Source organism: Pseudophaeobacter sp., assembly GCF_039971195.1.
In the GTDB taxonomy this organism is placed as follows: domain Bacteria; phylum Pseudomonadota; class Alphaproteobacteria; order Rhodobacterales; family Rhodobacteraceae; genus Pseudophaeobacter.
This window is the reverse complement of sequence record NZ_JBDWPJ010000168.1, coordinates 1-9,706: the sequence shown is the minus strand read 5'-3', so window position 1 is coordinate 9,706 and position 9,706 is coordinate 1. Positions and strand designations below refer to the sequence as shown.

Here is a 9,706-nt window from a genome sequence, read left to right as displayed (position 1 = left end):
GCCATGGCCGGGATCCAGCACCACCAGCAGCGGCGCGTTTTCATCCCGAACCGGAGCCACCTGCAAATCCTGCGCCTCTGGCAGGTCCCACCGCGCATCATGTGGCGCCCCGGAAGCCGCAGCAAAGCTCTCAACATCGCTTGGCAGCAGTGCCACTTTGAGCACTGCTGCCGCCGTCACCGGATCCACCTCCAGCGCTGCGGTTGCCACCTCCATTGGTCCGGCGAGTTCCAGAACCATGCGCGACCAGCCGGGCACGTAGCTGCCAAACTGCACCGAAGAGATGCGCTCTCCGGCCAGAAAATCCTGTGTATTCAGTCCCGTCCAGTCTACTTCCTGAAAATCCAGCACCAGCCGGGGCGGACCATCCAGCGTGAAGACCCGGTAAGGTACGCCCTGACTAAGGCCAAGATGAACACTTGCACCCCTGCCGTCATCGCTGATCTGCGAGCTCTCTGGTGTCACCCGGGCCAGACCGCTGAAGTCTTGCGCAGCAACCGCCCCTGAAACAAGGCAAAGGGTACTAAACCACAGGGCAGTCACCACCGCACTTACTCTGCTCATATCCGACCCTGCCCTTATTCACTGCTTATTTCCATGTCCCCGGCAAGAAAGCCTCCAGAGACAGGTCATCCTTACCCTAGCCGTGGCAGCGGGACGAGATCAAATGCCACCGCCCCAAAAGAGCAGCGATCAGCCGCGCTCCGCCATAAAGGCCTTGAGCCGCGCCAACCCCTCTTCGATGTCTTCGGTGGAGCGCGCATAGGAAAACCTCAGCGTGGTGGCGCCACGCACCGGGTCAAAATCCAAACCCGGCGTCACCGCAACGCCCGCCTTTTCAAGTATTTCCGCCGCAAACCGGCGACTATCCGAGGTTAGATCAGAAACATCTGCATAGACATAAAACGCCCCATCCGGCGGCGCGATCTTGTCGAACCCAGCCTGCGGCAACCCTGCCAGCATCAGCTGGCGATTGCGGGCATAGACCGCGAGGTTTTCCCGCATCTCATCCTGACAATCCAGCGCTGCAAGTGCCGCCACTTGGCTTGCATGGGGGGCGCAGATAAACATGTTCTGCGCCAGACGCTCGATCACCCGCACCTGATCTTCGGGCACCACCATCCAGCCTGCCCGCCAGCCGGTCATTGAAAAGAACTTGGAGAAGGAATTGATCACGTAGCACTCATCCGTGAGTTCGAGCGCGGTGACGGCTTTGGCCTCATATTCCAACCCATGGTAAATCTCGTCCGAAATAAAGGCCGCCCCCTGTTCGCGCGTGGCATCGATCAGACCTGCCATCGCCCCACGATCCAGCATGGTGCCCGTCGGATTGCCGGGCGAGGCCACCATCAGCCCGGCCAGATCCAGCCCCTCCAGATCGGCAGCAACGGGCTGCAGCCGGTTTTCCGGGGCCGTTTGAATATCCACAGGGGTGAGCCCCAGCGCCTTGAGGATCTGCCGATAGGAGGGATAGCCCGGCGCGCCAATGCCAACCCGGTCACCGCTGTCAAAAAGCGCCGTAAAGCTAAGAAGAAAAGCTCCCGAAGAGCCCGGCGTCACCACCACCCGTTCAGGATTGAGATCGACATCATACCATTCGCCATAGAGCCTTGCGATACGCTGCCGCAGGGCTGGCAGCCCAAGGGCAACTGTATAGCCCAAGGCATTGTTTTCCAGCGCATCCGCCAGAGCGCGCCGCGCCGCCTTTGGGGCCCCGGTGGAAGGTTGCCCCACTTCCATGTGAATAATGTGGCGCCCCTGTTCTTCGGCCTGGCGTGCGGCCTCCATCACATCCATCACAATGAAGGGATCAACCTTCGACCTGCTTGAGTTTCGCATGCTGATCTCCCATGGTGCGCGCATGACTTTTGACCGTTTCTCTAGGCTGGCGTCAATCCCAGCTTTGCCGTTTAACCGCTTCGACCAAGCCCTCGCTCGGCTGCAGGCGGCTTGGTTGCTAGGTTTCCGAGATATGGATATCCAACGAGGGCTCGATCGGCTGATCGCCCCTGCCCTGCACACTGCAGGCCTGCAAGCACAACGTGCCACCGCCCTTCTGCCACGTGGCTCCGTCACCTGGCGGCGGGAACAGACTGTTTTACAGGCCTTCGAACAAAATCAAAAAAGGAACAGAAGATGAAACCTCTTTCACGCTTGGTCACAGGGACCGCAACGGCGCTGGCGTTGATCTTGGGCACCCCTGCTGCGCAGGCCTTTGACCTGGGTGCGATGACAGCCGAAGAACGCGCCGCCTTTGGCGCCGAAGTGCGCGCCTATCTGATGCAGAACCCAGAGGTGATCCTGGAAGCGGTCAATCTGTTGGAGCAACAGCAGGCCGCCCATGAGGCCAACCGTGATGACGCCCTGGTCGCGGCCAATCTGGAAGAGCTGCACAACGATGGCTACTCCTGGGTCGGCGGCAATCCTAACGGCGATATCACCCTGGTCGAATTCCTCGACTATCGCTGTGGCTATTGCCGCAAAGCTGCCCCCGAGGTGGCCAAGCTATTGCAGGCAGATGGCAACATCCGATTGATTGTAAAAGAATTCCCCATCCTTGGTGAAGGTTCCGTTATGGCTTCTCGCTTTGCCGTGGCGACAAAACAGGTCGCCGGGGATGAGGCCTACAAGCAGGCGCATGACGCTCTGATCGAGATGGGTAGTGAGCTAAATGAGGTCAGCATGCGACGCCTGGCAGAGGGGCTTTCCCTGGACGCCGATGCCATTCTCGCGGCCATGGATAGCGAAGCCGTTACCGAAGAGCTGCGACGCACCCGCGCGCTGGCGCAGAACCTGGCGATCTCTGGCACCCCGACTTTTGTCTTGGGCAACCAATTGCTGCGCGGCTACCTGCCGGCGGACCAGTTGAAAATCATGGTGGATGAGCAGCGAGAGGAAAACAGTTGACCCCAGCTGACCCCTCCTGCGAAACAAACAAGGGCGCCCGGGTGGCGCCCTTTGACATTTGCTACCTGCCGTTTGAACTCATTTAGCTTCTGCAGTGGTCTCAACTGCGGCCTCTTCAACAACCTGGGCGTCGATCTCGGCGGCCTTCTTTTCCACTTCTTCCACAATATGATCAACCATGGCTTCATTGCTCATCTTGTGGCTTGCTTTGCCCGCCAGATAGACCATGCCGGACCCGGCGCCACCACCGGTGAAGCCGACATCCGTCATCAGCGCTTCTCCGGGACCATTCACCACACAGCCAATGATCGACAGGCTCAAGGGCGTGTGAATATGCGCTAGACGTTCTTCCAGTGCTTCAACAGTCTTGATCACATCAAACCCCTGCCGCGCACAGGAGGGGCAGGAAATAATATTGACGCCGCGGTGACGCAGGCCAAGCGATTTGAGGATTTCAAAACCCACCTTGATCTCTTCGACCGGATCCGCCGACAGGCTGACGCGCAGGGTATCGCCGATGCCCATCCACAGCAGCTGCCCCAGACCGATGGCGGATTTGATGGTGCCGGAAACAAAGCCGCCGGCCTCGGTAATACCAAGGTGAATAGGCGCATCCGTCGCATCCGCCAGCTGCTGATAGGCAGCGGCAGACATAAAGACATCCGAGGCCTTTACCGAGATCTTGAAGTTGTGAAAATCGTGATCTTCCAGGATCTTGATATGATCCAGCCCGCTTTCGACCATGGCCGCGGGACAGGGTTCAGCGTATTTGTCCAACAGGTGTTTTTCCAGCGAGCCCGCGTTGACGCCAATGCGAATGGCGCAGTCATGATCGCGGGCCGCTTTGATTACCTCGGCAACGCGTTTTTCATCGCCGATATTGCCCGGATTGATCCGCAGGCAGGCCGCCCCCGCCTCTGCCGCCTCGATGCCGCGTTTGTAGTGGAAATGGATATCCGCAACGATCGGCACCGGGCTTTCGGTAACAATTTCTTTCAATGCCTTCGACGACGCCTCATCCGGCACTGAGACCCGCACCAGATCCGCCCCCGCCTCTGCCGCTGCCTGGACCTGGGCAATGGTCCCCTTGATATCCGTGGTCAGCGTATTGGTCATGGTCTGCACCGCAATCGGCGAATCACCGCCAATGGCAAGCCCGCCAACATGGATCTGGCGGCTTTTGCGGCGCTCGATATTGCGCCAGGGGCGGATGTGATTCATCGACATGCAGGCTGATCCCGGTTGATCCTCGTTGCCTGTTAGATACGGTCTCTGCCGCAGGGCTGCAATGGCAAGGCCCAGATGCACTAGGGTCAGATGTGTTTTCTTTTGCAGATTGCACGAAGGATTTCTGGGGAAAGCGGCTTGGCGGCGTCGGTGCACCGCAAACAGGTCACCCCCAGAGGCTGCGCTTACTCGGGAGGCGGGCTTTTACTCGGAGGCGGCCTGGGTCTGCAGGGCGGCAACCATAGTGGCCAGCGCGCTGTTTCTCACGTCAGACAGATCTGCCACCTCAAAGCGCTCCAACACGCCCTCCATCGAAAGGTCGACATTTTTGCTCACCTGGCCACGATCTCCGACGGGGCCAAAGTGATTGCCATTGACTGCAAAATAGATCGCGCCGCTTTCGCCGGTCCGAAGCCTTGGGGCTTCTTCCGTCGGCGGAACCGAGAAACTGTCGCCTGCGTTCATGATCGCTTCAAAGATAACCGATCCATCAGCAGAGGTAACCTGCACCCAAGAGGGGCGTACCGCGACCATTTCCACACCAGGGGAGCTGGCTTCAACAACCTGAGGCACCGACAGAGCGGAGGGTCCGCTTGCAGGCTGGCTGGCCTCGGCCAGGGTCAGAGTAGGAAGCTCAGGCACGGCAAAGTTGCCAAGATTACGTGGGTCAAGTGTCGCAATAGGCGCATCGCGCGCGGTGAGAACCGGCACATCCAAGGCCTGCGGGCGATACAGGCGATCCAGCGCATCTGCTGCTGAAGCTGTCGCAAGATCGGCAAATGCCACGTCGCCAGAAGTACGTCGTGCCGCCTGCAGCGGGTCAACCTCCGCCAGCACCAGCGGGGTTTGCTCGACAGGTGCAAACTGCACCTGCTGCACTTCTTTAAGGATGCTCAGCCCACCATAACCGATGCCGCCAATCAGACCAACCAGAACCACCAGGGACCCGATGGCGCGCGGCTCAATCTGACTAAAAAACCCACCGCCAGCTGGGGCAAAGGGGGTTTTAGGTTCAGTAAAAGCAACGCCCCCCAATCCGCCACCCGCTGAAATAGGAGTAGCAGCAGGACGCCGCGAGGAAGCTTCGGACGACATGCCATGGGCTACGGCAAAGCCACTTTCCCGGCAAAAGGTGTCAAAAGCGACTTCGGGATCCATATTCAGGTAACGCGCGTAGGACCGCACATAGCCTGCAATAAAACCAGGAGTGTCAAAAACGGAAGGGTCGGAATTCTCGATGGCTGCGACGTAGGAGGCCTTGATGCGCAACTCTCGTTGAACATCCAACAAGGATTTACCCATAGTCGCTCGCTCGCCGCGCATCATGTCGCCGAGTCGCAACTCATAGTCATCGAAGCTCTTGGGAGCAGAGGTTTCCTCGTGCTCCTTCGACCTGCGCAAAGTGAGGCGCCTAATCATGCCCGCTGTCCCATCTTAGCCTGCCGCATTCGACACTACAGGCACTAAACGAATCACTTAAAGACTCACCTGTGCCTTTTCATTAAAGGAAATATAGCACACTCAAGCCTTTTGAACACAATACTATGCGTCAGCCCGCCATTTCGGCACGATTTAGCGCACAGTGCGACCAAAGATTGTCCATTGCCTGCACCAGATGGTCGATCTCTTTAGGTCCATGCACCGGTGAGGGCGTAAACCGCAGCCGTTCCGTGCCCCGTGGCACGGTGGGATAGTTAATCGGCTGCACGTAAAGGCCGAATTCGGACAGCAGCATATCACTGAGTTTTTTGGTATGGACCGGATCGCCAACCATCACCGGAACGATATGGCTGCCGTGATCGATGATCGGCAGGCCCAGACCTTTGAGACGCAGTTTCAAAACTTTGGCCAGTTCCTGGTGTTTTTTGCGCAGTTCAGGGTGATCCTTGAGGTAGGCCACCGAAGCCGCCGCCCCCGCTGCAACCGCAGGCGACAGCGACGTGGTGAAGATAAAGCCGGGTGCATAGGAGCGTATTGCATCGCACATTTTGGCTGATGCGGCGATATAGCCGCCCATCACCCCATAGGCCTTGGCCAGGGTGCCGTTTATGATGTCGATGCGATGCGCCAGATTATCCCGCTCGGTCACCCCACCGCCGCGCGGGCCATAAAGCCCCACCGCATGGACCTCATCAATATAGGTCAGGGCGCCAAATTCATCGGCCAGATCACAGATTTCCTTAATCGGGCCAAAGTCGCCATCCATCGAATAGACCGATTCAAAGGCGATCAATTTTGGTGCATTAGGATCGTCAGCCTCCAGCAATTCCCGCAGATGTGCCACGTCATTGTGACGGAAAACCCGCTTGGCACCGCCATTGCGGCGCACGCCTTCGATCATCGAGGCATGGTTCAGCGCGTCCGAATAAATGATCAACCCGGGAAACAGTTTTGGCAAAGTCGAAAGAGTCGCGTCATTGGCGATATAGGCCGAGGTAAACAGCAAAGCCGCCTCCTTGCCATGCAGATCTGCCAGTTCGGCCTCCAGACGTTTGTGATAGACCGTGGTGCCGGAAATATTGCGAGTACCGCCAGAACCAGCCCCTGTGGCATCGATCGCCTCGTGCATGGCCTGCAGAACTTCGGGATTTTGCCCCATGCCGAGGTAGTCATTGCCGCACCAGACGGTGATGTCCTGACGGCTGCCATCTGGGCGGGTCCAGACCGCATGGGGAAACTGGCCGTTCTTGCGCTCAATATCGATAAAGGTGCGATAGCGCCCTTCGTCGTGAAGGCGTTCAATGGCGGCATCAAGTTTCGCGGTATAGTCCACCGGCTTCTCCATAGCTGTCTAAGGCGCTTTTAAGCAGCGCTGGCTGTGTATCTGTGACGCAGTTGCTAGGCTCGGAACTCATTCACATTAATGAATGAGTAACAAATGTGCGTCCTCACATCAACCGGATACGCAGCACGGGCCGTCACAACTTTGATACAGGTCAAATAGACCTATCGCAAAACCCGGACAAGAAGCCCCGCGCACAGATTGCGCTCAAATGCGCCAAATGGCCTGCGACAAAGCCGACAAATGCAGACTATGGGAAACCTGACCCGGCCCTTACCGGCGATTCCAAGCGCCCAATCCGGCGGAAGACGCCCTGTGATACTCGCCAAAGCCCGGGGATTCGCCGCCAGCGCCGTGCTGCAAAAGTTGATGAAAATCTCCCTCTGGCAGATCTGGCCCCCCGCATTTCTGCCTGCTAGGGTCTAGGCAATCTTTCATCCAAACCCATCCAACAGCCGGAGAATATGATGTCGCTAAACGACGTGCTTGATCGCATTGACACAGATCTTGATGCCGCCACCCAGCGCCTGATGGAGCTTTTGCGTATTCAGTCCATTTCCACCGACCCCGCCTTTAAGGCCGATTGTGACAAGGCCGCCGATTGGCTGGTCACCGACCTGAAAAGCATCGGCATCAAGGCAGAAAAGCGCCCCACGCCTGGCCATCCGATGGTTGTGGGCCAAATTGGCGAAGAAAACACTGAGGCACCGCATGTGCTGTTCTATGGCCACTACGATGTGCAGCCGGTTGATCCGCTGAACCTCTGGACCACGCCGCCCTTTGAGCCGCAGCTCGAAGAGACCGAGAATGGCACAGTGATCCGGGGGCGCGGGTCGTCAGATGACAAGGGGCAGCTGATGACCTTTGTAGAGGCCTGCCGCGCCTGGAAAGCCATCCATGGCTCCCTGCCCTGTCGCATCACCTTCTTTTTTGAAGGTGAAGAAGAATCAGGATCGCCTTCACTGGTGCCCTTTATGGAAGCGCATGCAGAGGAGCTGAAGGCGGATTACGCGCTGATTTGTGACACCTCGATGGTGTCGCGTGGAGTGCCCTCGATTGCCTCGCAGCTGCGCGGCATGCTGAAGGATGAATTCACCCTCGTCGGTCCGCGTATCGATTTGCATTCCGGCCACTACGGTGGCCCCGGCCTCAACCCTCTGCGGGAAATCTCGCGCATTGTGGCCTCCTTCTACAATGAGGAAACAGGCGCCGTTGCGGTTGATGGGTTCTATAATGGGGTAGAACAGGTCCCGGCAGAGCTGCTGCGCCAATGGGAAGCCTCGGGTTTTGACGCCAAGGATTACCTCGACAATGCGGGTTACACTCAGGCCCATGGCGAAAAAGATTACTCCATCCTCGAACAGCAATGGGCCCGTCCAACGCTGGAGGTCAATGGCATCTGGGGCGGCTATAATGGCGCCGGATCCAAGACAGTGATTCCCTCAGAGGCCCATTGCAAGATCACTTGCCGCCTGGTCGGTGACATGGACCCCGACGCACTGCGTGACAATATCCGCAAACATGTAGAAGCCCAGCTCAAGCCCGATTGCAAAGTCATTTGGGACAATGACCTGGAAGGCTCGAAAGCCTCGGTGATGGATATCACCCGCCCCGAATTTGAGGCCGCACGTGGCGCTCTTAGCGATGAGTGGAACCGCGAAGCGGTGTTCTGCGGCATGGGAGGATCAATCCCGATCGCCGGCTTCTTCAAATCCATTCTGGGCATGGAATCGATGCTGGTGGGCTACGCCAATGACGACGACGCGATCCATTCTCCGAACGAGAAATACGACCTCAAGAGCTTTCATAAAGGCATGCGGTCCTGGGCCCGCATCCTGGATGCCTTGACCAAGAAATAGCCAAATTGGGAAGGGCCAGCCTGCCTTGGCCCTTCCCAACCCGGTTTCTGTTGCCTTTCATTGAGGCAGAATTCCGGACAAAAGATCAGGGAGTTACACCGCCTCAGCGCCTTTTAGGGGGAGCGGCATGTTTGCTCCTGCCCCGGCTGCCTAAGAAAATGCACTGAAACTGCGCGCTATTAGCACTAAACACCTCTGCTTTAAGGATTGTTTATCAGAATTTGGCGATACTGCCTGTCAACGCTCGGACGATTGCGAATGGAGACAAAGAAATGGCGCATAGTAAATTTAATAGACCCGCTGGTTTTGAAGGCACCCAAAGTGATCCCGAAGAGAGCTATCGCGCGGGCTACCAGCACGGCGTACGGGTGATGCTGCGTCATCTGGAATCAGAGCCCAAGCCAGATATGGAACGGCTGACAGAATGGGTGAACTCTGAGCTGACAGAATGGCGCCACGACACCGAAGCCGCGCCCCTTCCCCCAGCGCCCTAAGGCACTGGCCGGGCCTCGCCCCTCTCTCTACTGCAATACTGAAGCGTGCATTTGGCTCCGACGAGCCTGTGCACGCTTCTGTTATGTCGGTCAAAAATTCCAACGTGCTACTGCAAAGCACCCCACCTCAGACCAGGCTCCAAAAGGTAAGAAGCCTCCTGAGCGGCGCAGTACTGTGATTATCGTGAGGAGGGTAAGTGGCGCGGTTGACGGGGCTCGAACCCGCGACCCCCGGCGTGACAGGCCGGTACTCTAACCAGCTGAGCTACAACCGCGCATCTTTGCCTTTGCAGGCTGTCCCGCAGGACAGTTCCAAGAAAAGTGGCGCGGTTGACGGGGCTCGAACCCGCGACCCCCGGCGTGACAGGCCGGTACTCTAACCAGCTGAGCTACAACCGCGCATTTTCTTATCTCGCTCGGCTTGCGCCAGGCTCTCC

The 9,706-nt window shown here is 57.9% G+C and carries 9 protein-coding genes and 2 tRNA genes; 4 read left to right on the top strand and 7 right to left on the bottom strand.

What is annotated here, in order from left to right; translation table 11 throughout:
- Window positions 1–564: AMIN domain-containing protein (locus ABJP42_RS14940; protein ID WP_348341723.1), on the bottom strand; the 564-nt coding region annotated here is incomplete at its 3' end.
- Window positions 565–693: 129 nt separating this feature from the next.
- The gene (locus ABJP42_RS14935; RefSeq protein ID WP_348341721.1) at window positions 694–1,839 is read right to left on the bottom strand and encodes a pyridoxal phosphate-dependent aminotransferase; all 1,146 of its coding nucleotides are present in this window, start codon (window positions 1,837–1,839) and stop codon (window positions 694–696) included.
- Between ABJP42_RS14935 and ABJP42_RS14930 the strand changes: the two genes are divergently transcribed.
- Window positions 1,838–2,140: a hypothetical protein gene (locus ABJP42_RS14930; RefSeq protein WP_348341719.1), complete on the top strand. Its 303-nt coding sequence runs from the start codon at window positions 1,838–1,840 to the stop codon at window positions 2,138–2,140. The two genes, ABJP42_RS14935 and ABJP42_RS14930, sit on opposite strands and share 2 nt — an antisense overlap.
- The gene (locus ABJP42_RS14925; RefSeq protein ID WP_348341717.1) at window positions 2,137–2,907 is read left to right on the top strand and encodes a DsbA family protein; all 771 of its coding nucleotides are present in this window, start codon (window positions 2,137–2,139) and stop codon (window positions 2,905–2,907) included. The genes ABJP42_RS14930 and ABJP42_RS14925 overlap by 4 nt, the downstream gene beginning before the upstream one ends.
- Before the next feature lie 78 nt (window positions 2,908–2,985).
- Here ABJP42_RS14925 and ispG read toward each other — a convergent pair whose 3' ends face one another.
- The 3 genes from ispG to hemA all read right to left on the bottom strand — a co-directional run bounded on the left by ispG (window position 2,986) and on the right by hemA (window position 6,907).
- Window positions 2,986–4,134, bottom strand: coding sequence for a flavodoxin-dependent (E)-4-hydroxy-3-methylbut-2-enyl-diphosphate synthase (ispG, locus tag ABJP42_RS14920; RefSeq protein WP_348341715.1), 1,149 nt, complete (start codon window positions 4,132–4,134; stop codon window positions 2,986–2,988).
- A gap of 204 nt (window positions 4,135–4,338) precedes the next feature.
- Window positions 4,339–5,553 (bottom strand): helix-turn-helix domain-containing protein, encoded by a 1,215-nt coding sequence (locus ABJP42_RS14915; RefSeq protein ID WP_348341713.1) that lies wholly within the window; start codon window positions 5,551–5,553, stop codon window positions 4,339–4,341.
- Between the two features lie 130 nt (window positions 5,554–5,683).
- A complete protein-coding gene (gene hemA / locus ABJP42_RS14910; RefSeq protein WP_348341711.1) occupies window positions 5,684–6,907 on the bottom strand; it encodes a 5-aminolevulinate synthase in 1,224 nt (407 codons plus the stop codon).
- A 476-nt stretch (window positions 6,908–7,383) separates the two neighbouring features.
- On the opposite strand from hemA, the gene ABJP42_RS14905 reads away from it, so the two are divergent.
- Window positions 7,384–8,775: a M20/M25/M40 family metallo-hydrolase gene (locus ABJP42_RS14905; RefSeq protein WP_348341709.1), complete on the top strand. Its 1,392-nt coding sequence runs from the start codon at window positions 7,384–7,386 to the stop codon at window positions 8,773–8,775.
- A 272-nt stretch (window positions 8,776–9,047) separates the two neighbouring features.
- Complete coding sequence (locus ABJP42_RS14900) at window positions 9,048–9,269, top strand: hypothetical protein (protein WP_348341707.1); 222 nt, start codon at window positions 9,048–9,050, stop codon at window positions 9,267–9,269.
- A 198-nt stretch (window positions 9,270–9,467) separates the two neighbouring features.
- On the opposite strand, the gene ABJP42_RS14895 is transcribed toward ABJP42_RS14900, so the two are convergent.
- Window positions 9,468–9,544: transfer RNA gene (locus ABJP42_RS14895), tRNA-Asp, on the bottom strand.
- Between the two features lie 47 nt (window positions 9,545–9,591).
- Window positions 9,592–9,668 (bottom strand) — tRNA-Asp (locus tag ABJP42_RS14890).
- Window positions 9,669–9,706 lie beyond the last annotated feature (38 nt).

Bases quoted from the DNA above. Each gene is read 5' to 3' on its own strand.
- ABJP42_RS14900 (WP_348341707.1), top strand. From the start codon at position 9,048: ATGGCGCATAGTAAATTTAATAGACCCGCTGGTTTTGAAGGCACCCAA.
- ABJP42_RS14935 (WP_348341721.1), bottom strand. From the start codon at position 1,839: ATGCGAAACTCAAGCAGGTCGAAGGTTGATCCCTTCATTGTGATGGAT.
- ABJP42_RS14905 (WP_348341709.1), top strand. From the start codon at position 7,384: ATGTCGCTAAACGACGTGCTTGATCGCATTGACACAGATCTTGATGCC.
- ispG (WP_348341715.1), bottom strand. From the start codon at position 4,134: ATGTCGATGAATCACATCCGCCCCTGGCGCAATATCGAGCGCCGCAAA.
- ABJP42_RS14915 (WP_348341713.1), bottom strand. From the start codon at position 5,553: ATGATTAGGCGCCTCACTTTGCGCAGGTCGAAGGAGCACGAGGAAACC.
- ABJP42_RS14930 (WP_348341719.1), top strand. From the start codon at position 1,838: ATGCTGATCTCCCATGGTGCGCGCATGACTTTTGACCGTTTCTCTAGG.
- ABJP42_RS14925 (WP_348341717.1), top strand. From the start codon at position 2,137: ATGAAACCTCTTTCACGCTTGGTCACAGGGACCGCAACGGCGCTGGCG.